This is a genomic window from Microbacterium cucumeris, from assembly GCF_058349845.2.
Genome location: NZ_JBYRIZ020000001.1, coordinates 727790 through 752044, shown reverse-complemented (window position 1 = coordinate 752044; position 24255 = coordinate 727790). Strand labels below are relative to the sequence as shown.

Annotated in this window: 27 protein-coding genes; 16 read left to right on the top strand and 11 right to left on the bottom strand. The window is 69.9% G+C overall.

What is annotated here, in order from left to right:
* Window positions 1-27: 27 nt before the first annotated feature.
* From AC3RXZ_RS03770 to AC3RXZ_RS03760, 3 genes are all read left to right on the top strand, one after another.
* Window positions 28-1377: a PrsW family intramembrane metalloprotease gene (locus AC3RXZ_RS03770; protein WP_491493206.1), complete on the top strand. Its 1350-nt coding sequence runs from the start codon at window positions 28-30 to the stop codon at window positions 1375-1377.
* Window positions 1378-1564: 187 nt separating this feature from the next.
* On the top strand, window positions 1565-1933 hold the full coding sequence (locus tag AC3RXZ_RS03765) for an FKBP-type peptidyl-prolyl cis-trans isomerase (RefSeq protein ID WP_144795442.1): 369 nt from the start codon (window positions 1565-1567) through the stop codon (window positions 1931-1933).
* A 140-nt stretch (window positions 1934-2073) separates the two neighbouring features.
* The gene (locus AC3RXZ_RS03760) at window positions 2074-2628 is read left to right on the top strand and encodes a YceI family protein (protein WP_243225023.1); all 555 of its coding nucleotides are present in this window, start codon (window positions 2074-2076) and stop codon (window positions 2626-2628) included.
* 31 nt (window positions 2629-2659) lie between these two features.
* Here AC3RXZ_RS03760 and AC3RXZ_RS03755 read toward each other — a convergent pair whose 3' ends face one another.
* Entirely contained in the window at window positions 2660-3886 is a 1227-nt protein-coding gene (locus tag AC3RXZ_RS03755) for an MFS transporter (protein ID WP_491493500.1), read from the bottom strand.
* 204 nt (window positions 3887-4090) lie between these two features.
* On the opposite strand from AC3RXZ_RS03755, the gene rpsO reads away from it, so the two are divergent.
* Window positions 4091-4360 carry a 30S ribosomal protein S15 gene (rpsO, locus tag AC3RXZ_RS03750; protein WP_144795440.1) on the top strand — a complete coding sequence of 90 codons (270 nt, stop codon included), beginning with the start codon at window positions 4091-4093 and terminating at the stop codon, window positions 4358-4360.
* 89 nt (window positions 4361-4449) lie between these two features.
* Here the strand turns inward: rpsO and AC3RXZ_RS03745 are convergent, their stop codons facing one another.
* Window positions 4450-5166, bottom strand: coding sequence for an ankyrin repeat domain-containing protein (locus AC3RXZ_RS03745; RefSeq protein ID WP_491493205.1), 717 nt, complete (start codon window positions 5164-5166; stop codon window positions 4450-4452).
* A gap of 183 nt (window positions 5167-5349) precedes the next feature.
* Here AC3RXZ_RS03745 and AC3RXZ_RS03740 point away from each other — a divergent pair, with 183 nt between their 5' ends.
* Window positions 5350-5880 (top strand): DUF4822 domain-containing protein, encoded by a 531-nt coding sequence (locus tag AC3RXZ_RS03740; RefSeq protein WP_491493204.1) that lies wholly within the window; start codon window positions 5350-5352, stop codon window positions 5878-5880.
* Between the two features lie 58 nt (window positions 5881-5938).
* On the opposite strand, the gene AC3RXZ_RS03735 is transcribed toward AC3RXZ_RS03740, so the two are convergent.
* Entirely contained in the window at window positions 5939-6943 is a 1005-nt protein-coding gene (locus tag AC3RXZ_RS03735) for an isopenicillin N synthase family dioxygenase (RefSeq protein ID WP_491493203.1), read from the bottom strand.
* A gap of 68 nt (window positions 6944-7011) precedes the next feature.
* Window positions 7012-8145 carry an acyltransferase family protein gene (locus AC3RXZ_RS03730; RefSeq protein ID WP_491493202.1) on the bottom strand — a complete coding sequence of 378 codons (1134 nt, stop codon included), beginning with the start codon at window positions 8143-8145 and terminating at the stop codon, window positions 7012-7014.
* Between the two features lie 146 nt (window positions 8146-8291).
* Here AC3RXZ_RS03730 and AC3RXZ_RS03725 point away from each other — a divergent pair, with 146 nt between their 5' ends.
* Both AC3RXZ_RS03725 and AC3RXZ_RS03720 read left to right on the top strand, forming a co-directional pair.
* Window positions 8292-9491, top strand: coding sequence for an LLM class flavin-dependent oxidoreductase (locus AC3RXZ_RS03725; RefSeq protein WP_374208924.1), 1200 nt, complete (start codon window positions 8292-8294; stop codon window positions 9489-9491).
* 1 nt (window position 9492) lies between these two features.
* A complete protein-coding gene (locus AC3RXZ_RS03720; RefSeq protein ID WP_243225029.1) occupies window positions 9493-10137 on the top strand; it encodes an FMN reductase in 645 nt (214 codons plus the stop codon).
* A 47-nt stretch (window positions 10138-10184) separates the two neighbouring features.
* On the opposite strand, the gene AC3RXZ_RS03715 is transcribed toward AC3RXZ_RS03720, so the two are convergent.
* Both AC3RXZ_RS03715 and AC3RXZ_RS03710 read right to left on the bottom strand, forming a co-directional pair.
* A complete protein-coding gene (locus tag AC3RXZ_RS03715; RefSeq protein ID WP_243225030.1) occupies window positions 10185-10364 on the bottom strand; it encodes a DUF5302 domain-containing protein in 180 nt (59 codons plus the stop codon).
* 9 nt (window positions 10365-10373) lie between these two features.
* Window positions 10374-10991, bottom strand: a complete 618-nt coding sequence (locus tag AC3RXZ_RS03710) for a DedA family protein (RefSeq protein WP_491493201.1) — start codon at window positions 10989-10991, stop codon at window positions 10374-10376.
* Between the two features lie 154 nt (window positions 10992-11145).
* Here AC3RXZ_RS03710 and AC3RXZ_RS03705 point away from each other — a divergent pair, with 154 nt between their 5' ends.
* The gene (locus tag AC3RXZ_RS03705) at window positions 11146-13065 is read left to right on the top strand and encodes a GDSL-type esterase/lipase family protein (protein ID WP_491493200.1); all 1920 of its coding nucleotides are present in this window, start codon (window positions 11146-11148) and stop codon (window positions 13063-13065) included.
* A 26-nt stretch (window positions 13066-13091) separates the two neighbouring features.
* On the opposite strand, the gene AC3RXZ_RS03700 is transcribed toward AC3RXZ_RS03705, so the two are convergent.
* Window positions 13092-14402, bottom strand: a complete 1311-nt coding sequence (locus tag AC3RXZ_RS03700) for a UDP-glucose dehydrogenase family protein (RefSeq protein ID WP_491493199.1) — start codon at window positions 14400-14402, stop codon at window positions 13092-13094.
* Between the two features lie 318 nt (window positions 14403-14720).
* Between AC3RXZ_RS03700 and AC3RXZ_RS03695 the strand changes: the two genes are divergently transcribed.
* From AC3RXZ_RS03695 to AC3RXZ_RS03685, 3 genes are all read left to right on the top strand, one after another.
* Window positions 14721-17003: a polyribonucleotide nucleotidyltransferase gene (locus AC3RXZ_RS03695; protein ID WP_243225034.1), complete on the top strand. Its 2283-nt coding sequence runs from the start codon at window positions 14721-14723 to the stop codon at window positions 17001-17003.
* Window positions 17004-17205: 202 nt separating this feature from the next.
* Window positions 17206-18234: an aldo/keto reductase gene (locus tag AC3RXZ_RS03690; protein WP_491493198.1), complete on the top strand. Its 1029-nt coding sequence runs from the start codon at window positions 17206-17208 to the stop codon at window positions 18232-18234.
* A 67-nt stretch (window positions 18235-18301) separates the two neighbouring features.
* Complete coding sequence (locus AC3RXZ_RS03685) at window positions 18302-18904, top strand: histidine phosphatase family protein (protein ID WP_243225036.1); 603 nt, start codon at window positions 18302-18304, stop codon at window positions 18902-18904.
* A gap of 1 nt (window position 18905) precedes the next feature.
* On the opposite strand, the gene AC3RXZ_RS03680 is transcribed toward AC3RXZ_RS03685, so the two are convergent.
* Window positions 18906-19373, bottom strand: coding sequence for a GNAT family N-acetyltransferase (locus AC3RXZ_RS03680; protein ID WP_491493197.1), 468 nt, complete (start codon window positions 19371-19373; stop codon window positions 18906-18908).
* Between the two features lie 132 nt (window positions 19374-19505).
* On the opposite strand from AC3RXZ_RS03680, the gene dapB reads away from it, so the two are divergent.
* Complete coding sequence (dapB, locus tag AC3RXZ_RS03675) at window positions 19506-20252, top strand: 4-hydroxy-tetrahydrodipicolinate reductase (RefSeq protein ID WP_243225038.1); 747 nt, start codon at window positions 19506-19508, stop codon at window positions 20250-20252.
* The gene (locus AC3RXZ_RS03670) at window positions 20249-20692 is read left to right on the top strand and encodes a tetratricopeptide repeat protein (protein WP_243225039.1); all 444 of its coding nucleotides are present in this window, start codon (window positions 20249-20251) and stop codon (window positions 20690-20692) included. The genes dapB and AC3RXZ_RS03670 overlap by 4 nt, the downstream gene beginning before the upstream one ends.
* Window positions 20693-20719: 27 nt before the next feature.
* On the opposite strand, the gene AC3RXZ_RS03665 is transcribed toward AC3RXZ_RS03670, so the two are convergent.
* From AC3RXZ_RS03665 to AC3RXZ_RS03655, 3 genes are all read right to left on the bottom strand, one after another.
* On the bottom strand, window positions 20720-21145 hold the full coding sequence (locus AC3RXZ_RS03665; protein WP_243225040.1) for an OsmC family peroxiredoxin: 426 nt from the start codon (window positions 21143-21145) through the stop codon (window positions 20720-20722).
* A gap of 73 nt (window positions 21146-21218) precedes the next feature.
* Complete coding sequence (locus tag AC3RXZ_RS03660) at window positions 21219-21692, bottom strand: DUF4395 domain-containing protein (RefSeq protein ID WP_491493196.1); 474 nt, start codon at window positions 21690-21692, stop codon at window positions 21219-21221.
* Window positions 21693-21705: 13 nt separating this feature from the next.
* Complete coding sequence (locus AC3RXZ_RS03655; protein ID WP_243225042.1) at window positions 21706-22116, bottom strand: thioredoxin family protein; 411 nt, start codon at window positions 22114-22116, stop codon at window positions 21706-21708.
* Between the two features lie 95 nt (window positions 22117-22211).
* On the opposite strand from AC3RXZ_RS03655, the gene AC3RXZ_RS03650 reads away from it, so the two are divergent.
* Genes AC3RXZ_RS03650 through AC3RXZ_RS03640 form a run of 3 tightly spaced genes read left to right on the top strand, consistent with a single transcriptional unit; the run spans window position 22212 to window position 24255 of the window.
* Entirely contained in the window at window positions 22212-23021 is an 810-nt protein-coding gene (locus AC3RXZ_RS03650) for a thymidylate synthase (protein ID WP_491493195.1), read from the top strand.
* Window positions 23018-23494, top strand: a complete 477-nt coding sequence (locus tag AC3RXZ_RS03645) for a dihydrofolate reductase (RefSeq protein WP_243225044.1) — start codon at window positions 23018-23020, stop codon at window positions 23492-23494. The genes AC3RXZ_RS03650 and AC3RXZ_RS03645 overlap by 4 nt, the downstream gene beginning before the upstream one ends.
* Window positions 23494-24255, top strand: coding sequence for an SDR family NAD(P)-dependent oxidoreductase (locus tag AC3RXZ_RS03640; protein ID WP_243225045.1), 762 nt, complete (start codon window positions 23494-23496; stop codon window positions 24253-24255). The genes AC3RXZ_RS03645 and AC3RXZ_RS03640 overlap by 1 nt, the downstream gene beginning before the upstream one ends.

The following is a 24255-nucleotide window of genomic DNA, read 5'->3' as shown; positions in this document are numbered from 1 at the left end:
GAGCGGCAGTGGCTCTAGGCTCGTCCTATGACCTCCGGAGGATCCGAGCACCCGCAGCAGCCGTACACGCCCCCGCCGCCGCAGCCGCAGTACACCCCGCCGGCGCCGCAGGTCCCGCCGCCGGCGCACCGGGTCCCTCAGCCGGCGCCGCCGCAGCCGCTGTACGCACCGCCGCAGCAGCCGCAGTACACGCCGGCGGCCTTCGCGCGGCCCGTGTACGCGTCCGCGCTCGCGCAGCCTGCGGTGTACACGCCTCCCTCGGCGCCGGCCGCGCCGTCACCGGCCCCGGCCATCCCGGAGCTTCCCATGCCCGTCAAGAAGGGGCGCACGGTCTCGATCTGGTTGTTCGCGGTGCTCGGCTTCCTGCTGATCGCGCTCGCCGGGTACTTCGTGTGGGCGCTCGGGTCCGTGGCTTCCGTCATCGGTCTCGTGCTGGCGCTGGTTCCCCTTTCGATCGTGTTCTTCGGAGTCCGGCTCATCGACCGCTGGGAGCCCGAGCCGAAGCGCATCGTGTTCTTCGCGATCGCCTGGGGAGCGATCGCAGCGGTCGGCCTGACGCTGCTCGTCGACGTCGGACTGACCGTGCTGTTCGGCGCACGCGATGTCGATGCGTCCGCCGTCCTGCAGGCGCCGATCGTGGAGGAGGTGTTCAAGGGGCTCGGCGTGTTCCTCATCTTCCTCATGGCCCGTCGCACGTTCGACGGCCCGGTCGACGGCATCGTCTACGGGGCGCTGGTCGGTGCCGGCTTCGCGTTCACGGAGAACATCCAGTACTTCGCGATCAGCCTGATCGAGGGCGGGGGAGAACAGCTGACCGTGACCTTCGTGCTGCGAGGGCTCATGTCGCCGTTCGCCCACGCGATGTTCACCGCCCTGACCGGTTTCGCGATCGGACTCGCCGCGCGTCGTGGCGCGTCCGCGGGCGGCGCGCTGGGCGCAGGGGCCGTTGGGCTCGTCGGTGCGATCCTGCTGCACGGCTTTTGGAACGGCTCAGCCACGTTCGCCAACTTCTTCCTGCTGTACGTCACGTTGCAGATCCCGCTGTTCATCGGCTTCGTCCTCGGGATCGTCGCCCTCAAGCGGGAGGAGGCGCGGCTCACGCGCGAGAGGCTGTCCGAGTACGCTGCGGCGGGCTGGTTCACGCCGCAGGAGGTGGACATGCTGGCGACTCCGGCCGGACGAAAGGTCGGCCTGCGCTGGGCGGCGACTCTGCGGGGCGATCGGCGCCCGATCATGCGCGGGTTCATCAAGGATGCGACGGCGCTCGCCGCCGTGCGTCAGCGCGCCATCGCGGGACGCGACGTGCATGCCGCGGAGGACGAGCGGGCGCTGTTGATGCGCACGAGGGCGGCCCGCGCGGCGCTGCTCGCGTACTGAACCGCTGGTAGCAAGACTCAGCGCCCGGTGCTGCGGCGATGCCTGCATGTCTCCCGGGCGCTGAGTTGATCTGAGACCAGGGTGCACCCGTCGCGCACGGCTGTCAAGACCCCGGGCCGCGACGTTGTTCGCTGTGGGCAGGTCCCGGTGCGTTGACCCTCGCGGGAGCCTCGGGTTGGATGGAGACATGACTGATCGTACGAAGCCTGAATTCGACGCCCCCACCGGTCCTGCTCCCGCGGAGCTCGTCATCCGCGACATCATCGAAGGCGACGGCGCCGAGGCGAAGCCCGGCGACACCGTGACCGTGCACTACGCCGGCGTGGAGTTCGACTCCGGCGAGGAGTTCGACTCGTCCTGGGGGCGCGGGGAGACCATCCAGTTCCCGCTGCGCGGCCTCATCCAGGGCTGGCAGGACGGCATTCCCGGCATGAAGGTCGGCGGACGCCGCGAGCTCGTGATCCCTCCGCACCTCGCCTATGGCCCGGCCGGAGCCGGGCACTTCCTCTCCGGGAAGACCCTGATCTTCATCATCGACCTCGTCGCCGTCGGCTGATCCGGTGATGCGCGAAGGCCTCCATCCCGATCGGGGTGGAGGCCTTCCTCGCGTCACGATCTGTTCGGAATACATTCACGCGCATACGAGTTACGCTTTATCGACGCCGCGGCAGCGGCCCGATTCCTCGAGGAGAACACATGACCACCATCGACATCCCCGGCTACCGTGCAGGCACATGGACCCTGGACCCCGCTCACAGCGAGGTGACCTTCAGCGTCCGCCACATGATGATCTCGAAGGTGCGAGGCACCTTCGGTGTGAAGAGCGCCACCCTCATCGCCCCGGAGAACCCGCTCGAGGCCACCGTGACGGCCAGCGTCGACGTGAACTCGGTCGACACCAAGGACGAGGGCCGCGACACCCACCTGCGCTCGGCCGACTTCTTCGATGTCGAGAACCACCCCACCATGGAATTCGTCTCCACCGGCGCGCGCGTCGAGGACGGCGACTTCTTCGTCGACGGCGATCTCACCATCCGCGGCATCACCAAGCCGGTCAGCTTCGCGTTCGACTTCGGGGGCTTCGGCCAGGACCCGTGGGGCAACTACAAGGCGGGCGCCTCGGCATCCACCACGATCAACCGCGAGGACTTCGGCCTGACGTGGAACGCCGCGCTCGAGACCGGCGGCGTCCTCGTCGGCAAGGACATCACGATCAACCTCGACCTGCAGGGCGCGCTCCAGCAGGACTGACCCGCCGCGTCGCACGAGAACCCCGGGCCCGTCAGGGTTCGGGGTTCTCGGCGTCGTAGGCGCGGAAACGCGGGTGCGCACGAGCGAGGAGCGCGACGAGGACGATCACCAGGATGCCGCCGAGCAGCGGCGGGAACCACAGCGCGGTCAGGGTCGCGAGGGTGCCGGCGTAGAGCGCCCCGATGCGGGGTCCGCCCGCGACCACGACGATGAAGATGCCCTGGAGACGTCCGCGGATCCCGTCGGGCACGGAAGCCTGCATCATGGTGTTGCGGTAGATCGAGCTGATGTTGTCGGACGCGCCCGATGCGGCCAGCGCCACGCAGGCCGCCGCGATGAGCACGAGGTGCGGGGTCGTCTCGGATGCCGGCGGCAGCGTCGTCCCGATCAGGAGCACGGCCCCGAAGGCGAGGATCGACGCGCCGTAGGCCTGGATCGCGCGCTCGATGCCGCGCCCGTGCCAGCGATAGCGCACGATGCGTCCGGAGAACAGGCTGGACAGGAAGGTCCCGGCTGCCACCGCGGCCGTCAGCGCTCCGGTGGTGACGGCGCCTCCACCGAGCAGCACCGTCCCGAGAGCGGGGAACAGGGCGAGCGGCTGCCCGAACGTCATCGCGATGATGTCCAGCAGGTACTGCATCCGGATGTTGCCGGCGCGCTTGAGGAATCGCCAGCCGTCCACGAGCGACTCCAGGCCGGGGCGGACGACCGGCCCCTCCGGGCGCAGGGCGGGCAGGGTCCACAGACCCAGGAACATGGCCAGCATCAGGGCGACGTCGATCGTGTACGTCCAGCCGTAGCCCGTCGTCGCCACCAGGACCCCGGCCAGCGCCGGTCCGACCATCACCATGAGTCCGAGCGTGACCCCGTTGAGGGCGGATGCCGCGGCCAGCAGGTCGCGCGGGAGCAGTCTCGGCACGATCGCGGTGCGCGTGGCCATGCCGACCGAGCTGGCCGCGGAGTTGATGATGCTGAGCGCGTACAGCCACCAGATCGTCTCGAGGTGCGTCCAGGTGAGCAGGGCCAGCAGCGCCGTGGAGAGGAAGCCGATGACGGCGGCGACCAGAGCGACCAGCCGCCGGTCGAACGCGTCGGCGAGCATGCCGCCGTAGAGGCCCGCGAGGATCATCGGCAGCAGTCCCGCCACTGCGATCATGGAGACCGCGAACGTGCTGTGCGTCAGGTCGAACACGTGCAGCATCACCGTGACGATCGTGAGCTGGCCGCCGAGCCCGGCGAGCGTCGAGCCGATCCACATCCGCGTGAAGGCGCCGCTCGCGCGGAACGGACGGAGATCGATCAGCGCGGAGGACACTCCCCGAGGCTATCGGTCGGGAGATGTGCCGGAGCGCGGCCGCGGACTGGTAGACTCTTTCAGTTGCCGTTCGATCGGCCGCGGATAAAGAGAGCCCACGCATCAGGCGTCGGGCGCCGCGCAACAAGCAGAGAGGGGATCGAATCTATGGCACTGGAAGCAGACGTCAAGAAGGCGATCATCGAAGAGTACGCGACGCACCCCGGTGACACCGGATCCCCCGAGGTGCAGGCCGCGATGTTGACGCAGCGCATCAAGGACCTCACCGAGCACCTGAAGGAGCACAAGCACGACCACCACTCGCGTCGTGGCCTGTTCCTGCTTGTCGGTCAGCGCCGTCGTCTGCTCGGCTACCTCCAGAGCGTGGACATCGAGCGCTACCGCTCGCTGATCCAGCGCCTGGGACTCCGCCGATAACGCACCGCGTCCCAGCGTTCAATCGCGCAGAACATTCTTGAGAAGGCCTCCCCGCCGGTGCGGGGAGGCCTTCGTCGTACGCGGGGTCTTCAGGAGGCGGCGTCGAGGAGCGCCACGATCTCGTCCTGACCCGCGGCGGCCGCGAGATCCCGAGGGAGCGAGCCGCCCCCGTCGGGGAACGTCGGATCGGCTCCCGCCTCGAGCAGCAGTCGGACGGTCTCGATGTGGTCCGCCGAGCCGGTGCCGAGCACGATCGCCTCGTGGAGGGCCGTCCAGCCCAGATCGTTGACGTGGTCGAGCGGGACCCCGGCCTCGATGAGGATCCGCACCGTCGAGACGTGGCCGTGCTCGCTCGCCGGGATGAGCGCGGTCCCTCCGAAGCGGTTCGTGCTCGTGACGTCCGCGCCGTGCCGCAGCGTCGCCGTCAGGATCTCGTCGAGGCCCTCGGCTCCCGCGTACAGGAACGCCGAGTCCTCGATCCCGTCCTTCGCATCCGGGTCGGCTCCGGCATCCAGCAGCATCAGCGCGATCTCGGTGCGACCCGCCTTCGTGGCCGCGACGAGCGGCGTCGCCTCTCCTTCGCCGCGCGACTCCAGGTCGGCGCCGGCCTCGAGCGCGTCGCGGACCGCCGCAGGGTCGCCGTTCTCGACGGCCTGCCACAGGGCGGCGGTGCCGGCATCCGTCGCCCCGGCACCGTCCGCAGAGCACGCGGTCGTGGACAGGGCGGTGAGGGCGAGGGCGGTTGCCGCGAAAGCGAGGCGCGCCCGCAGCCGTCGGACTCGTGGTCGTGAGGGGAGGAGGGGCATGCAGAGCCTTTCGCCGGGGTGATGGACAGCCTCGCACCGACCGGCCATCGTGCGCGTCATCCGATCGGCTATCCGTTTCCGACCCGTCGGGCGATGACCGGCGCGCCCCGACCGCGAAGCATGGAGAAGACGGCGGATGCTCGACGCGCACGCCGGAACGCAATCACCAGAGAGGACACTCCCATGAAGCTCAAGACCTCCACGAAGACGGTCTCGATCGCCGCGTCCGCGCTCATCGCCCTCGGCGTGCTCGCTGGATGCAACGCCGGAGCGACCGGCCAGACGGACGCCACGGCCGATTCCGCCGCGGCCTCGGAGGAGGCCTCGACGCCGACCCCGTCGGACGTGCTGGCCTCCACGGCGTGGGAGACGACCGGCGCGACCGACGCGTCGGGAGCGGATGTCCCACTGGACGACGAGAACGTCAGCATGTTCGTCGGCTGGGCGTACTTCGACGACGGTGGCACCTTCACGATGTACAACCTCGACGACACCCAGAAGATGCAGGGCGACTGGACCGTCACGCCCGACGGCGCGACGCGCCACATCGTGGCGAAGGACGATGCCGGGGAGGTGCTGTTCGAGCGCGACTCGGACATCGTCACCCTGACCGAGGACGAGTTCACCTACCGCGTGTTCCCCGACCCGGAGAACACCGAGGTCTACTTCGACATCATCCACACGCCGACCGATCACGAGGAGCCCGCGGCCTGACGCGGCGCGCGCACGAGGCGTCCGTCCCCGACGCGCGGGACGGACGCCTCGTCGTCGTTCAGGCGCTCGCGCCCACGAGATCCGGGTGATGCAGCGCCGCGACGTCGGGGTGGGCCCGCAGGCGGGACTTCAGGGCGTTCTCCCCGTACAGGCTGTGGATCGGGTTCTTCGGGTCCTGCGTCACTCCACGGGCCTGGGCGGCGAGATCGGCGGGGAGGTCGATCAGCGGCAGCTTCCGGTCGAGAGCCGGATTGAAGAAGAACGGCACGGAGATCCGCTCGTCAGGGGCCTTCGGCGAGATCACGCGGTGGTTCGTGGCCTTCAGGTATCCGTCCGTCGCGTACTCCAGCAGTTCGCCGATGTTGACGACGAAGGCGCCGTCCACCGGGGGAGCGGCGACCCAGGTCCCGTCGCGTTCGACCTGCAGGCCGCCCTTGCCCGGCTCGACCCAGAGCAGGGTCAGCACGCCCGAGTCCTTGTGCGCCCCGACGCCCTGCTGCGGCTCCGGTTCGGTCGTCCCGGGGTAGCGGACGATCTTGATGAGGGTCGAGGGCTCTCCGAAGTTGGATTCGAAGTAGTCCTCCTCCGCGCCGAGGGACAGCGCCCAGGCGCGCAGCAGGCGGCGGGCCACGTCGCTGAGACGGGCATGCCATTCCGTCACGACCTCGCGGAGCTCGGGCTGTGCGGCGGGCCAGAGGTTCGGGCCGATCAGGCGGTTGAACGCCGGCCCGCCGTCGACCGCTTCGCGCTCCGGGCCGATGTCGATCTGCTCGCGCCAGTCGACCTCTCCCTGCGTGCGCTCGCCGCCGATGCGGGTGTACCCGCGGAAGTGCGGGCTCTTGACGTTCTCGATCGCGAGCTTGTCCTCCTCCGGCAGCGCGAAGAAGTCCAGGGCCGCGCGGTGCAGGCGCGCTGTGAGGTCCGCGGAGACGCCGGTGCCGGTGAGGTAGAAGAAGCCGACGTCGTGCGTCGCCGCGCGCAGGTCCTCGAGGAACTGCGCTGCGGCCTCGGGCCCGGCATCCAGGCGGGACAGGTCGAGGATCGGAAGGTTCAGGTCTGCCATGACCCGAGGCTAGGACGAGTCCTCGTGCTCGGCGAGCCGTGTTGCGCCGCGTTACCGACCGCTCCGAATCACTCGCGCGGCCGCCTCGACCCGGTCGGGTCGTTGCGCCGTCCGGGCTTCGGGACCAGAGATCGGTCCGCGAACAGCCACGCGGGGCGCGGTTCGACCAGCGGGCGGAACAGCCAGCGGACGGGCTTGGTCGCCAGCACGACCGCGATCGCGACGGACAGCAGGATGACGCTGGGCAGCCACAGCCAGGTCGGCTCGGCGTTGCGCAGGATGCCGGACTCGCGGAACGGGTAGAGCACGAAGGAGTGGAGCAGGTAGACGTACATCGTGTACTGGCCGAACCGCGTCCACCAGGTCGTCCGCCGGGGGATGAGGACGAAGAACGCCGCGCTCAGCATCAGTCCGATCGCGATCAGCGCCAGTCGCACGGCGCCCGACCACCACTCATCGCTGCCGAGGTCCGAGTAGGAGTCGACGTAGAAGAACCACTTGTCCAGGTCGATGCTGGACCAGAGCTCGACCCAGTTCCAGGCCAAGAAGCCGTCCACCGCGAAGACCACCACGGCGATCGCCCTGAGCCACCACGGGCGGAAGTCGATGAGCCGGAAGCGCGCGACGAGGTCGTGCTCGCGCAGCCACCACCCGAGCACGAAGAAGGGCAGGAACCCCAGCGTGCGCGACAGCGAGAAGGTGCTGTCGACGTTGGGCAGGTATCCGGCGCCGATCGAGATCAGCAGCGACCACAGCACGGGCCAGCGCAGCAGCGCGAGGTACGGCAGCACGAGGCGGAAGATGCCGAGCGCCAGCAGGAACCACAGCGTCCAGGACGGCTGCGTGAGGTTCGGGGTCGCCTGGCCCTCGACGAGCCACTTGGTCAGCGTCCAGAGCAGTTCGAAGACGACGTAGGGCACGAGGATGTCGGTGACGATCCGCGCCATCTGGCGCCTGGTGGGTGGAGCGGACTTCGAGAAGTACCCCGCGATGATCGCGAACGCCGGCATGTGGAAGGCGTAGAACGACAGGTACAGCGCCATCGCGATGTCGGAGTCGTAGGTGAGGCGCTGGATCGCGTGTCCCAGGACCACGAGCACGATGCAGGCGTAACGGGCGTTGTCCCAGAACGGGACCCGGCGCCGGGGCCGCGGGATCGATCCGGTCTCGGGGCCGGTCGGCGTCTGCGCGGCACTGCTCATCCTCCGAGGGTACGGGAACCGGCGGGGAATAAAGTTGTGCCCGGCGCGTTGTCACAGATACATTCAGATGAATAGAAGCGGATGCCACAGCATCCGTTCCGGAGAACACGGAGCATCACATGAGCGAGCAGACCGCCACAGCGGGGATGCAGTTCGGCATCTTCAGCGTCAGCGACATCACGCAGAACCCCGTCACGGGAGAGACCCCGAGCGAGGCGCAGAAGATCAAGGACGCCATCACGATCGCCAAGCACGTCGAAGAGGTGGGCCTCGACGTCTACGCGATCGGCGAGCACCACAATCCGCCGTTCTGGTCCTCGTCGCCGTCCACGACGCTCGCCGCGATCGCCGGCCAGACCGAGCGGATCATCCTCTCGACGTCGACCACGCTCATCACGACGAACGACCCGGTCAAGATCGCCGAGGACTTCGCGATGCTGCAGCACGTGTCCGACGGGCGCACCGACATCATGCTCGGCCGCGGAAACACCGGCCCGGTGTACCCCTGGTTCGGCAAGGACATCCGTCAGGGCCTCCCGCTCGCCATCGAGTCGTACAACCTGCTGCACCGGCTGTGGCGCGAGGACGTCGTCGACTGGGAGGGGAAGTTCCGCACGCCGCTGCAGGGCTTCACCTCGACTCCGCGTCCGCTCGACGGCGTGGCGCCCTTCGTGTGGCACGGGTCGATCCGCACGCCGGAGATCGCCGAGCAGGCGGCCTACTACGGGGACGGGTTCTTCGCGAACAACATCTTCTGGCCGAAGGAGCACTACCAGCGCCTCATCGAGCTGTACCGCCAGCGGTGGGAGCACTACGGACACGGCAGCCCCGAGACGGCGATCGTAGGCCTCGGCGGACAGGTCTTCATGCGCGCGAACTCGCAGGACGCCGTGAACGAGTTCCGGCCGTACTTCGACAACGCGCCCGTATACGGTCACGGCCCCAGCATGGAGGACTTCACCGAGATGACGCCGCTGACCGTCGGCTCGCCGCAGCAGGTCATCGACCGCTACGCCGGCATGCGCGAGACATTCGGCGACTACCAGCGGCAGCTGTTCCTCGTCGATCACGCCGGGCTGCCGCTGAAGACCGTCCTCGAGCAGCTCGACATCCTCGGAGGAGAGGTCGTTCCGGCACTGCGCCGGGAACTGGCAAAGGACCGTCCGGCGACCGTTCCGGATGCTCCGACGCACGCATCCCTCGTCAGGGCGGCCTTCGGCGACGGACCGGCGCGCGAGGCGCGTCCCGGAGCGAATCGGGGCGACAACCTCACCGCAGGATCCCCGTACCAGGACACCCCGGAGCCCGCCGGTGCAGCATTCGGGCTCGGCCGGAAGGAGGTCTGAGATGACCACGCGTCGCATCGCCGTCGTCTCTGCAGGACTCTCGAATCCGTCATCGACCCGCATGCTCGCGGATCGGCTCGCCGCCGAGACCGCGCGGCTGCTGACCGAGCAGGGCGTCGACGTCAGCATCGACGTCATCGAGCTGCGCGAGATCGCACACGACATCACGAACAACCTGCTCACGGGGTTCGCCCCTCCCGCGCTGGAGACGGCGATCAACACCGTGGTCTCCGCCGACGCTCTGATCGCCGTGACACCGATCTTCTCGACCAGCTACTCGGGCCTGTTCAAGTCGTTCATCGACGTGCTCGATCCGGATTCGCTCACCGGCAAGCCGGTCCTGATCGGGGCGAACGCCGGAACGGCTCGGCATTCGCTGGCGATCGACTACGCCATCCGGCCGCTGTTCGCCTATCTGCACGCCGAGCCGGTCTCGACGGGTGTGTTCGCGGCCTCCAGTGACTGGGGCGGCGCGGGCGACGACGTAGCACCGCTCGCCAAGCGGGTGGAGAAGGGGGCGAAGGAGCTGGCCGACGCGATCTCCCGGCGCGAAGCCGCCGACCCCGGGGATCCGTTCGACCCGGCCACGTATCTCGGCGAGGGCCGCTCGTTCGGCCATCTGCTGGGAGGCCTGGCCGGAGAGTGAAGCGGGCAGGATGAAGGCCGCCCCGCAGGGGGCGGCCTTCTGTGCGGTCAACCGCTCTTGCGTCGGAACTCGCGGTGCGTCTGGGCGGCGTGCGTCCCGTGGATGGCGGAATCGCCGTCCAGGTGGGCCTCGCCCTGGCGCTGCTGCGCGTTCTTCTTCTCGAGCGCTTCCTTGAACTTGCGCTTCATCTCGTCTGAGGACGAGACCGCGTCGTCTGCCGTGCTCATGCGGTCAGCCTAGTCGGATGCCGGCGTCGAAGGCGAGGGCGCCCTCCGCGCCTTCCGGCGCAGCAGCAGGTCGATCAGCGCGCCCAGCGCGACGGCCGTCGCCACAGAGACGGCGATCGCGACGACGGGCCCGCCGGGAAAGATCGCCGCGATGACCGCGCCGATCGCGGCCTGATACGCCGCCCACCCGGTCGCGGCGAGCACCACGAGTGCGCCGTAGCGCGGCAGCGGGATCCGCGTGGCCCCGGCCACGAGGTTGATCGCCAGTCGTGCGAACGGGATGAACCGCCCGGTGAACAGCACGACCGCGGTTCCGGACTCCAGCCGATTCCGCGCCCACCGCTGGGCCTGCTGGATGCGCCGCGCGCGCATCCAGCGCCAGCGGCCGGTGCCGGCCCACCGCCCGATCGCGTAGCAGAGCAGATCACCGCACGCGGCCGCGACGGCGGCGCATGCGATGACGGCCCACAGCGACGGCGCCCCGGTCGAGATGGCGAGGGCTCCCAGGGCCGTGACCGCGATCTCACCCGGCACCACGACGAAGAAGGCGTCGCCCAGGACCAGCAACGCCATGATCGCGAGCGCCCAGGGCCCGGTGACGAGGCCGGCGACGTCTTCCGTGATCACCCGTCCACTCTCGCGATCGGAGGTGAACGGGAACCGAATCGGGGATAGCGGGTGAAGGGCAGTCGTGCAACGGGTGAACTCTGAGGGATGCCGCGGGCCGGCGCCGGATCGGGTGCCGCCGGGGCGGCATCCTGGCACCGTGAGAGTCGCGATCGTGACCGAATCCTTTCTGCCGCACATGAACGGTGTGACGGGCTCTGTCCTGCAGATCCTCCGTCACCTCGAGCGTTCGGGGCACGATGCCCACGTGATCGCTCCGGATGCCGTCGGCATCCCGTCCTCGGTCCATGCCGCCGCGATCGAACCCGTGCCGAGCCTCGCCCTGCCCGGATACCGGAACGTCCGCGTGGGTGCCGTCACGGCGCATCGGGTGGCCGAGTCGCTGCGCCGGTTCCGGCCGGACGTCGTCCATCTCGCCTCGCCGTTCGCGCTCGGCTGGCGCGGCGCCCTGGCGGCCGCCCGTCTCGACGTGCCCGCGGTCGCGGCCTACCAGACGGATGTCGCGGCCTACACCGAGCGCTACCGGCTCGCGGCGACGACGACGTTCGCGCAGAACCACATCGTCCGGCTGCATCGTCGTGCCACCTTGACGCTCGCACCGTCCTCGGAGTCCGAACGGCAGCTCGAGGCGCTGGGCATCGACCGGATCCGCCGCTGGGGCCGCGGAGTCGACGCCGAGCGGTTCACGCCGCAGCGGCGCGCACGACGCGGGGCGGGCGCGGGGGACGTGATCGTGGGATACGTCGGCCGGCTCGCCGCCGAGAAGCAGGTCGAAGACCTCCGCGTCCTGCAGGGGATCCCCGGCGTCCGTCTGGTGATCGTCGGCGACGGTCCGGCCAGAGGCCGGCTCGAGACGGTCCTGCCGCACGCCGAGTTCTTCGGGCACCTGGGCGGAGACGACCTCGCCGTGGCGATGGCGTCATTCGACGTGTTCGTGCACCCCGGTGAGAGCGAGACCTTCGGGCAGACCCTGCAGGAGGCGCACGCCAGCGGTGTGCCGATCGTGGCGACGGGCAGCGGAGGTCCTCTGGATCTCGTTCGGATGGGCGTCGACGGCTGGCTCTACCGTCCCGGAGATCTCGACGATCTGCGTATGCGGGTGACCGATCTCGTCGGCGACCCGCGCAAGCGCCGCGCGTTCGGGGCGGCCGGACGCGCTGCGGTCGAGGGGCGCAGCTGGGAGGCGGTGTGCGGGCAGCTGCTCGGCCATTTCGAGGAGGCGCGCACCCTGCACCGCGTGGATCGCTCGCTGCGCTCGCCGCGGATGATCCGCCCCGAACCGGTCCGCACGTACCCGGGCAGGCGGTGGAGCCGCTACGTCGCCCTCGGCGACTCCCTCACCGAGGGGTTGTGCGATCCCGCACCGGATGGCGCTCTGCGGGGATGGGCCGACCGGCTCGCGCTGCTGCTGGCCGCACGCGGGGGACTGCACTACGCCAACCTCGCCGTCCGTTCGCGCCGCGTCGCGGACGTCTGCGCGGAGCAGCTCCAGCGGGCTCGCGAGCTCCGCCCCGATCTCGTCTCGATCCTCATCGGCGCCAACGACCTGGTGCGCTCGCACGCGGATGCCGCGGCCCTGGCCGCGCAGCTCGAGGACGCCGTGCGCACGCTGCGGGAGGACGGTGCCGACGTCCTCCTGGTGACTCCGTTCCTGCCCGACCGGCGCGCGGCCGGGATGTTCGCGCGCCGCTTCGCAGCGTTCGCCACGCACCTAGCCGCGATCGCGGAGCGCACCGGCGCCATGCTCCTGGACACCGATCTGCACCCCTCGCTGGCGGATCGTTCGAACTGGGGCGAGGATCTCGTGCACCTCGGAAGCCGTGGGCACCGGTTCCTCGCCTATCGCGCCGGCGAGGTGCTGGACGTTCCGCACGCCGAGACGCTGGGCGCGCTGGACGCCGTGCTGCACGATGCGGATGCGGCGACCCGTGTCGCCTGGTGGCGCGAGCATGCGCTGCCGTGGGCATGGCGGCGCCTGCGCGGTCGGGTGGCGGGCGACGGTCGCGTCGCGAAGCACGACGACTACGTCTACATCGGCCGGTCCTCGAATCTGCGTGAGGCGCCGGTGCGCTGAGGCCGGGTCCGGGTCGCGCCGCCGGGTCAGCGGCGCCCCATGCCGTGGTAGCGCCAGCCGGCCGACCTCCAGGCGTCGGCGTCCAAGCAGTTGCGCCCGTCGACGATGATCCGCTGTGCGACGAGGGCTCCCGCGGACTGTGGGTCCATCTCGCGGCGGTACAGGTCCCACTCGGTCACGAGGACGACGGCGTCCGCACCGCGCAGCGCGTCATCCCGCCCGTGGACGTACTCGAGCTGCGGATGGACCGCGCGCGCGTTGTCCAGCGCCGCCGGATCCGTCACGACGACGTCCGCCCCGAGGCCGCGGAGGCGCACCGCGACCTCCAGGGCGGGGGAGTCGCGGATGTCGTCGCTGAACGGCTTGAACGCGGCGCCCAGCACGGCGATGCGCTTCCCGTGCGCGCGGCCGCCGAGCGCGTCGACGGTGAGCTGCACGGCGCGCTCGCGCCGACGCAGGTTGATCGCGTCGACCTCCCTCAGGAAGCCCACCGACTCGCCGCGGCCCAGCTCCTCCGCGCGCGCAGCGAAGGCCCGGATGTCCTTGGGCAGGCAGCCCCCGCCGAATCCGATCCCGCTGCCGAGGTAGCGTCGGCCGATGCGGGTGTCGTGCCCCAGCGCGTCGGCGAGCAGGGTGACGTCGGCGCCGGTAGCCTCCGCGATCTCGGCCATCGCATTGATGAACGACACCTTGGTCGCGAGGAAGGCGTTGGCCGCTCCCTTGACGAGCTCGGCGGTGGCCAGGTCGGTCACGAGGAACGGCGTGTCCGCCTCGATCGCCGGCGCGTACGCCGCCCTCAACAGGTCTGCGGCGCGCTCGCCGCGGGCGCCGTCGGGCACCCCCACCACGATCCGGTCGGGGGTGATCGTGTCGTGCACCGCCCAGCCCTCGCGGAGGAACTCCGGATTCCAGGCCAGGACGGCCCCGGTCGGGAAGAGTCGTTCTGCGATGCGATCGGCCGTCCCGACCGGAACGGTCGACTTGCCGGCGACGAGTCGACCGGGTCGCAGATGCGGGAGGAGAGCGTCGATCGCGGCATCCACGAAGCGCAGGTCCGCGGCGTGCCCGCCGGCGGGCTGAGGCGTGCCGACGGCGAGGAAGTGGATGTCCGCGTCGGCCGCTTCGGCCACGTCGGTCGTGAACCGCAGGCGTCCGGTGGCCAGGCCCGTGGCCAGCAGCTCGTCGAGTCCAGGCTCGAAGAAGGGGGCGCGTCCGGTGCCGAGCGCTGCGATCTTGCCGGCATCCACGTCGACGCCGACGACCTCGTGTCCGATCGAGGCCATCGCTGCGGCGTGGACGGCTCCGAGGTACCCGCATCCGATGACAGACAGGTGCATGGGGACATGTCAGCGCCACCGCGGCACGGGCGTGCGACGACCGCGTGAACGGGGAATGACCGGCCGGTGACGGCTTCGGATTCCGGCCGTCATCGCGGGATTCCGCGTCGCGCTGATAAGCTGACCTGGAGCGGATCGGCGAGAAGCTGGTCCCCTGTGGTGGGTTCCTCGGCCATTCGGGTCGGGTGGTCTTCTACTGGTGGCCAGCGCAGGTGAGATTCGCGGGAATGCCCGCGCGCCCGGACTCTCCGTCTCCGCTCCGATGCACGCTCGCGGATCACACGGACCCGCGAGAGGAAACAAAGAAGGAGAGACCTCTTGGAAGGTCCTGAAATCACCGCCACCGAGGCCGTTCTCGACAACGGCCGCTTCGGCACCCGCACCATCCGCTTCGAGACCGGCCGCCTCGCGCAGCAGGCTCAGGGCGCTGTCGCCGCGTACCTCGACGGCGAGACCATGCTCCTCTCGGCCACGAGCGCAGGCAAGCACCCGCGCGAGGGCTTCGACTTCTTCCCGCTGACGGTGGACGTCGAGGAGCGCTCCTACGCCGCGGGGAAGATCCCCGGCTCGTTCTTCCGTCGTGAGGGCCGCCCGTCCACCGAGGCGATCCTCGTCTGCCGTCTCATCGACCGTCCGCTGCGCCCGTCGTTCGTCGAGGGCCTGCGCAACGAGGTCCAGATCGTCATCACGGTGCTGTCGATCGCCCCTGGCGAGTTCTACGACGCGCTGGCGATTAACGCGGCATCCGCGTCCACGCAGATCTCGGGTCTGCCGTTCTCGGGCCCCGTGGCCGGTGTGCGCCTCGCGTTCATCCCCGGCCACGGCGAGCACGCCGACCAGTGGGTCGCGTTCCCTGACGCCTCGCAGGTCGAGCAGGCCGTCTTCGACCTCGTCGTCGCCGGTCGTGTCGTCACGAAGGCCGACGGCTCCGAGGATGTCGCGATCATGATGGTCGAGGCCGAGGCCACCGAGAACAGCTGGAACCTGATCAAGGCCGGCGCCACCAAGCCCAACGAGGAGATCGTCGCGCAGGGCCTGGAAGCCGCCAAGCCCTTCATCTCGCAGCTGGTCAAGGCCCAGGCCGAGCTCGCCGCCACGGCGTCGAAGGAGCCGGGCGTCTACCCGGTCTTCCTGCCGTACAGCGAAGAGGTCTACGACTTCGTCTCCTCGCGCGCCTTCGCCGAGCTCAGCGACGTGTACCAGATCGCCGACAAGACCGAGCGCCAGAACGCCGACGACGCCATCAAGGAGCGCGTCAAGGGCGAGCTGATCGCCGCCGTCGAGGCGGGCGAGCTGCAGGCCGTCGCGACCCTCGAGTTCGCCGCGGCGTACAAGTCGGTCACCAAGAAGATCGTCCGCGGACGCATCCTCACCGAGAACGTCCGCATCGACGGCCGCGGCCTGGCGGACATCCGTCCGCTGGACGCCGAGGTGCAGGTCATCCCGCGTGTTCACGGATCGGCGATCTTCCAGCGCGGCGAGACCCAGATCATGGGCGTCACCACGCTGAACATGCTCAAGATGGAGCAGCAGATCGACTCGCTGTCGCCCACCACGAGCAAGCGCTACATGCACCACTACAACTTCCCGCCCTACTCGACCGGTGAGACCGGACGCGTCGGGTCGCCGAAGCGTCGCGAGATCGGGCACGGCTTCCTCGCCGAGCGCGCGCTCGTGCCGGTGCTTCCCAGCCGCGAGGAGTTCCCGTACGCGATCCGTCAGGTGTCCGAGGCGCTCGGCTCCAACGGCTCGACGTCGATGGGCTCCGTCTGCGCCTCGACGCTGTCGCTGCTGAACGCGGGTGTGCCGCTGCGCGCTCCCGTCGCCGGCATCGCGATGGGCCTGGTGTCCGACGAGGTCGACGGTCAGACCCGCTATGCGGCGCTGACGGACATCCTCGGCGCCGAGGACGCCCTGGGTGACATGGACTTCAAGGTCGCCGGTACCAGCGAGTTCGTCACGGCCATCCAGCTGGACACCAAGCTCGACGGCATCCCGTCGGAGGTCCTTGCCGGGGCGCTGACGCAGGCGAAGGACGCGCGTCTGACGATCCTGAACGTCCTGAACGCCGCCATCGACACGCCGGACGAGATGGCGCCGACCGCGCCGCGCGTGATCAGCGTCCAGATCCCGGTCGACAAGATCGGCGAGCTGATCGGCCCGAAGGGCAAGACGATCAACGCGATCCAGGACGAGACCGGCGCGCAGATCTCCATCGAGGAGGACGGCACCGTCTACATCGGCGCGACCGACGGCCCATCGGCCGAGGCGGCCCGTGCTCAGGTCAACGCGATCGCCAACCCCACCAACCCGGAGGTCGGCGAGCAGTTCCTCGGCACCGTCGTGAAGATCGCCACCTTCGGCGCCTTCATCTCGCTGCTGCCCGGCAAGGACGGCCTGCTGCACGTCACCGAGGTGCGCAAGCTCGCCGGCGGGAAGCGCGTCGAGAACGTCGACGACGTCCTCTCGGTCGGTCAGAAGATCCTCGTCAAGATCACGAAGATCGACGACCGCGGCAAGCTGTCGCTGGAGCCGGTCCTGGACGACGCCCCCGCTGCGGACGCTGCGCCCGCCGAGTCCGCGGAGACCGCGGAGGCCTGATCCTCTCTAAGGCCCGGATCCGTCCCGTCGCGGACTGATCCGGGCCTTCGCCGTGCCCGGCGTGATGAAAACGTTATGCCGAATTCTCCTGCCGTTCGCCGGAACGGCCGGGCCGCGCGCGATCGTCCTCTACTCTCGAAGGAAAGCACCGGGGGGTGCACACAGCGCATGACAGTGCAGGTCGACTCGCGGGGGTGAGAGCATGCGGATATTCGGCGTCGGTACCGCCGGGACACCCGAGGCCGCCCAGAGTGCGCATCCGCAGCATCCGTCCGCCCCGATCCCTGTGGTCGGGCCCGGCGTCGGCGAGACCCTGCGCGTGCCCCTCGGCGAGACGGGATTCGAGACCTTCCCCCTGATGCTCGGCGCGGCCGAGTTCGGCTGGAACGTCGACCTCGAGACCAGCCACGAGATCCTGGATCGGTACGTGGAGATCGGCGGCAACGCGATCCACACGGCCGACGGCTTCTCGGGCGGACGCAGCGAGCACATCATCGGACAGTGGCTGCGCTCGCGCGGCCGCCGCGATCGCATCGTCCTCAGCGCCCGGATCGGTTCGCACGCAGACAATCCCGGCCTGGGGTCGGTGAACCTGGTGCGCGCCGTCGAGGGGTCGCTCACGCGGCTCGGGGTCGAGCGGATCGATGTGCTGTACCTGGACGCCACGTTCGACGCGACGACGAACATCGAGGACACGCTGGCGACCGTGGAGTGGCTGCGCGAGGCCGGCAAGATCGGAGTCGTCGGAGCGTTCGGGTTCTCGCCGGAGCGCCTGGTCGAAGCGCGTATCCTCGCCTCGGCCGGCTACCCGCGCATCGAGGTGCTCGACGCTCCCTACAACCTCGTGCGCCGCCAGCCCTTCGAGGGCGACATGCGGCTCGTCGCCGGAGCGCAGACGCTCGCCGTGACGCCCTCGCACGCGCTCGAGCACGGGTTCCTGTCCGGACGTCACCGCAACAAGGCCCTCGCGTCGCAGGGCGTGCGGGGGCTGCAGCTGCGCGAGCACCTGAACCGGCGCGGGATCCGCATCCTGAAGGCGCTCGACCAGGTCGCGGAGGAGCTGCACGTGCCGGTCGCGGCGGTCTCCATCGCCTGGCTGCTCGCGCAGCGCACGGTCGTCGCTCCCATCGTCAACACGTTCGCGACGCAGCACGTCGACGAGCTCATGCAGGGAGCGGGGGTCGCGCTGTCGAGGGCGCAGATCGCGGACCTCACCCGCGCGGGCGACTGAACACGCGCTCGTCTCGACTAGGCTGGAGAGGCCCGCCGAAGGGGGCGGGCTGCGAAGTGAGCGGGTTGTGACGCACTACATCTATCTGGTCAGACATGGTGAACATCAGGATGCCGAGCACGGTGTCGATGACGGACCGCTCTCTCCCCGGGGGCAACGACAGGCGGAACTGATCGCCGACCGGCTGTCCGGGCTCCCGCTCGACGCGGTCTGGCATTCGCCCCTGCTGCGCGCCACCGAGACGGCGCGCGCGATCGCCGCACGGTTGCCGGCGGTGGACCCCGAGCCGTCCGCTCTGCTGTTCGACTGCGTGCCCACTGGCCTCACGGAGGACACCCCCGCGGCGTTCGAGCCGTTCTTCGGCTCGGTCACCGATGCGGAGATCGAGGCGGGCGGCGCGCAGATGGCGGATGCCGTGAACGAGTTCCTGGTGCGCAAGCAGGGAGACGTCCATGAGGTGCTCATCACGCACAACTTCGTGATCTCGTGGTTCGTGCGGGAGGTGCTCGGCGCTCCGGAATGGCGCTGGATGACCCTGAACCAGGCGCACTGCGGTCTCACCGTCATCGCCCAGAAGCAGGGCCGCCCGTGGACGCTTCTGACGCACAACGACCTGGGGCACCTCCCGGTCGAGCTGCGCACGGGACTCCCGGACGCCGTCCCGGTCTGACTCAGGCGAGCCGCTTGCGGTACCAGCGCGTGGCGTTCGGATTGTCGTTGTACGGATCGACCTGCTCGAAGCCGCTGCGCGTGTACAGTGCGCCCGCCGCCTCGAGCGTGTGGTGGGTGTCGAGCACGAGCTCGGCGGCGCTCCATTCGATGGCGCGGCGCTCGAGCTCTTCGAGGATCGCGCGACCCCAGCCCTGCCCGCGCGTCTCCGGCCGGAGGAAGAGGTGCTTCACCTCGTAGCGGATGCCGGCATCCCCGTCTTCCAGCCGGCGGATTCCCCCGCAGCCGACCGCTTCACCGTCCGGCCCTGCGAGCAGGAACACTCCTGCGGGAGGTCGGAACGCGTCGGGCGTCGGGAACGTCGGGGTGTAGGTGCCGCCGGGGAACTCCGCGGCGCGCAGCGCGAAATAGTCGACCAGCATGTCGTGCGCTTCGGGATCGGCGGGGGAGACGGCGCGGAACACGAGCATGAGATCAACGCTACCTCCGCTGCGCGGTCCCCGATCCCGGGTCCATCGGCCGTCCGCTCGGCGCGACGTGCCGACGGCGCCGCGCCGAGCGGCCGGGAGCCGGCGGACGACGCGGCGAAATAGACTGGAGACATGACCACGCAGGTAGCACTCGTCGGAGGAACCGGGAAGCTGGGTTCCATCATCCGGGAGGTGATCGGCGGCCTCGACGGTTTCGAGGTCACCCGTGTGCTGACCTCGCGCAGCGACTGGTCGGAGCTCGACGGTGCTGACCTCGTCGTGGACGCCTCGACTCCTCAGGTGAGCGTCGAGGTCGTCCGTGCCGCCGTCGAGCGCGGCATCAACGTGCTCGTGGGCACATCCGGCTGGTCGAACGAGCGCATCGCCCTGGTGCGCCCGCTCGTCGATGCCGCGGAGACCGGCGCGGTGTTCATCCCGAACTTCTCGCTCGGGTCCGTCCTGGGTTCCGCCCTGGCTGCGGCCGCGGCTCCCTACTTCGACTCCGCCGAGATCGTCGAGGCGCACCGGGACACGAAGATCGATTCGCCCAGCGGCACGGCCGTGCGGACGGCGGAACTCCTCGCCGCCGCGCGTGCCGATCAGGGACCGGTCAGCGCCCCGCATGTCGACCAGCGCGCACGCGGCCAGCAGGTCGCCGGGGTGCCGATCCACTCCCTGCGCCGTCCCGGGGTCATCGCCCGCCAGGACGTCATCCTGTCGGGTCCCGGCGAGTCGCTCACCGTCACGCACGACACCGTGGAGCCCGCACTCGCTTACGCGCCGGGCATCCGCCTCGCCGTGCCCTATGCGCTGAGCGCACGCGGCGTGGTCGTCGGGCTGGAGAACATCATCGACATCGGCATCCGAGCCCGCTCGTGACGACTCGCATCGGCGTCGCCCTGATGGGCGTGTGCCTGATCCTCTACTTCGTCGTCGCCGGGCAGCAGGCTTTCCTGTACATCAGCACGGGCGATCCGATCGCCGTCGCGATGGGCATCGCCCTGATCGTCCTGCCCTTGATCGGCGTCTGGGCGCTGGTGCGCGAGATCCAGTTCGGTGTCGCGGCGGACCGGCTGGGCCGGAGGCTGGATGCCGAGGGCGGCATGCCCGAGGCCGAGACCGAGCTGACACCGAGCGGGAGGATCGCGCCCGAGGACGCCGAGGGCATCGTCTCCCGCTATCGGTCCGCGGCGCAGGAGGCGCCCGAGGACTGGCGTGCGCAGTACCGGCTGGGCGTTGTTCAGGACGCGGCGGGACGCCGCAAGGACGCCCGCGCCAGCATCCGCGAGGCGATCAGAGTCGAGAAGCAGACCCGCTGACGCGGGCCCGCTCGTCGTCGATCCCGCTCAGGCGAGCGTCGCCTCGAGGGTGATGTCGATGCCGGACAGCGCCTGGGAGACCGGGCAACCGGTCTTGGCGCCTTCGGCGATCTCCTGGAACGCCTCGGCGGACAGACCGGGCACGGACGCGTTCACGTTCAGGTGGCTGCCCGTGATGCCGGTTCCGGGCTTGAACGTGACCGAGGCCGTCGTGTTGACGCGCTCGGGCGGGGTGCCGTTCTCGGACAGGGCGTGCGAGAGCGCCATGCTGAAGCACGACGCGTGCGCCGCCGCGATCAGTTCCTCCGGCGTCGTGGTCGTGTCGGATCCCTCGCTGCGGGCCTTCCAGTCGATCGGGAAGGTGCCGAGGTGCGAGGACGCGAACGACACGGTGCCCGAACCCTCGCTGAGGGAACCGGTCCAGGTGGTGGTGGCTTCGCTGGTGACGGGCATGGTGTTCCTCCGGGGTAGCGGGCGGGGTGTGGGGCCAGCCTAGCGATCGGACGATGCCGGGGGAACCGCCCCGTCAGGCCGCGCGCGTCGTGTGTCCGACGATGCCCGCCCGCTGCAGGAGCAGATAGATCTGACAGCCCAGGCAGAAGCCGAAGGCCGCGTTCAGGAAGGCGGCGAGGAACGCGGCGGCCGCGGCGACGGGGAGCGCCCAGGGCACGCCGATCAGGTGCAGCACGAGGCCGACGCCGAGCACGAACAGGCCGACGCCCTGCGCGAAACGCGGCGGCCGCGGGTCCTCGAGCTCGGCCGGAGGAGCCAGCCGGGGGCGCACGAGGCGGCGGAAGACGACGCCCCAGGGCGCTGTGCGTGGCCAAGCGGCGCCCCACAGGAAGAGCAGCGCGATCAGGGTGAGAAGCAGGAAACCCGGACTCAGGATCGCCGTGTCCACCAGCGACAGCACCAGACCGACCAGCAGCAGCACGGCAGTGATGCCGGCCGCGAATCGCGGTCCGCGCGGATCGATGCCGGCGGGAATCGGTTCGGACATGTCGGCTCCTTCGTCAGAGGGCGGCGAGCGCCTCGGCCAGGGCGTGCTGATGGGGGACGCCGTTGAAACGGGCGCGGACGGCGCCCTCGCGGTCGACGACGAACGTCGTCGGCGTCTGGAGGACGTGGTAGCGGCGAGAGAGGTCCGGGCGGTGCGTCAGGTCGACCTCGAGATGACGGAGGCCGTCTTCACGACCCGCCAGAGCACTCAGCATCCGGCGCACCTGCGGGCAGCGTGTGCAGAGCTCCGTGCTGAACTGCACGAGCGTGGCTCGTGACCCGAGCTCGTCCTCCGTGTCGGACGGATCGAATCTCAGGTGCCCTCCTCCGCGACGCCGGCCGTCGAGCCGTCGCAGCAGCGCCCCGATCACCACGGCGAGCACGATCAGCGCTCCCGCGATGCCCAGGGCGAGTGCAGGCGACATGGATCGAGGGTACGGCGGTCCCGTCGCGTCCTGGGCCGTTGTTGCGAACCATGACGAACGCGCCGGTGTCGCCGAGGGCGGGTATCGTGTGGAGCATGAGCGAAGCCGTCCCGACGCCCTACGAAGACCTCCTGCGCGACGTGCTCGAAAACGGCGCGCACAAGGACGATCGCACCGGGACGGGCACGACCAGCGTGTTCGGCCGTCAACTGCGTTTCGACCTGTCGCAGGGGTTCCCGCTCATCACGACCAAGCGCGTGCACTTCAAGTCCATCGCCTACGAGCTGCTGTGGTTCCTGCGCGGCGACTCCAACGTGCGGTGGCTGCAGGACAACGGCGTGACCATCTGGGACGAATGGGCCGATGCAGACGGAGATCTCGGCCCGGTCTACGGCGTGCAGTGGCGTTCCTGGCCGACTCCGGACGGCGGTCACATCGACCAGCTCTCCGACGTGATCGAGCAGATCAGGCAGTCGCCCGACTCGCGCCGGCTGATCGTGTCCGCGTGGAACCCGGCCGACATCCCCGACATGGCACTCGCCCCGTGCCACGCCCTGTTCCAGTTCTACGTGGCCGACGGCAGGCTGTCCTGCCAGCTTTACCAGCGCAGCGCCGATCTGTTCCTCGGCGTCCCGTTCAACATCGCCTCCTACGCGCTGCTCACGCAGATGATCGCCCATCAAGTCGGTCTCGAACCCGGCGACTTCGTCTGGACCGGCGGCGACTGCCACATCTACGACAACCACGTCGATCAGGTCCGAGAGCAGCTCACCCGCGAGCCGTACCCGTATCCGACCTTGCGCTTCGCGCGGACGCCGGAATCGATCTTCGACTACGTCTACGACGACTTCGTCATCGAGGACTATCAGCACCACCCTCCGATCCGAGCGGCGGTGGCGGTATGACCTGGGTGGGGCTCATCTGGGCAGAGGCGCACGGGGGCGTGATCGGCGCCGAGGGCGGCATGCCCTGGCACGTCCCCGAGGACCTCGCGCACTTCAAGGACGTCACCCTCGGCGCCCCGGTCATCATGGGACGCAAGACCTGGGACTCCCTGCCGGACCGGTTCCGCCCCCTGGCCGGGCGCGAGAACATCGTCATCACCCGGCAGCAGGACTGGGCGGCGGAGGGCGCGCGGCGCGCGGCCACCGTGTCCGAGGCGGTCCGCGGGCGCGATGAGGTCTGGGTGATCGGCGGGGCCGAGATCTTCAGCCAGGTCATCGGCGACGCGGATCGGCTCGAGGTCACCGAGATCGATCTTGCGGTGACGGGAGACGCCTACGCGCCCGACAAGGCCGGCTGGCGTCTCGTCCGCGAGGGGGAGTGGCAGACATCCCGCACGGGCACCCGCTACCGCTTCCTGCGATACGAGCGCTGATGCCGACCGCCCTCATCACCGGCGCGAGCGCGGGTCTCGGAGCCGAGTTCGCCCGGCAGCTGGCCGGACGCGGTGCCGACCTCGTCCTCGTCGCGCGCTCCGGAGAAGCACTGGAGGAGCTCGCCGGCGAACTGCGCGTGCGCGATGGCGTCTCCGTCGAGGTGATCGTGGCGGACCTGCTGGACGACGCCGACCTGGAGCGGGTCACGGCCCGTGTCATGGATGCGTCCGCGCCGATCGACCTGCTCGTGAACAACGCTGGTTTCGGGCTGCCCCTGGGCTTCGCCGACAATGACATCGACGACGAGGTGCGGCACCTGCGTCTGCACGTCGAGGTGGCGATGCGGCTCATGCACGCGGCGCTCGGCGTGATGCGCGGCCGTGGCGGGCGCATCATCAACGTCGCGTCGGTCGCGGGCTTCATCTCGCGGTCGACGTACTCGGCGTGCAAGTCCTGGCTGATCGGCTTCAGCCGCTGGGCGAACGCCGAGTACGCCGCGGACGGCGTCTCCGTCACCGCGCTCTGCCCGGGTTTCACGCACACGACCTTCCACCAGCGCATGGGGCTTCCGCCCGGGCAGGAGGGCATCCCGTCCCTGATGTGGCTCGACGCCGACGTCGTCGTGCGGGAGGGACTGCGGGATGCCGCGCGCGGACGAGCCGTGTCGATCCCGTCCCTGCGCTACAAGGCGATCGTCGCGCTGACGAAGCTGCTGCCGGCTTCGCTCACCTCCCGCGTCGCGCGCCGAGGGCGGGTCTGA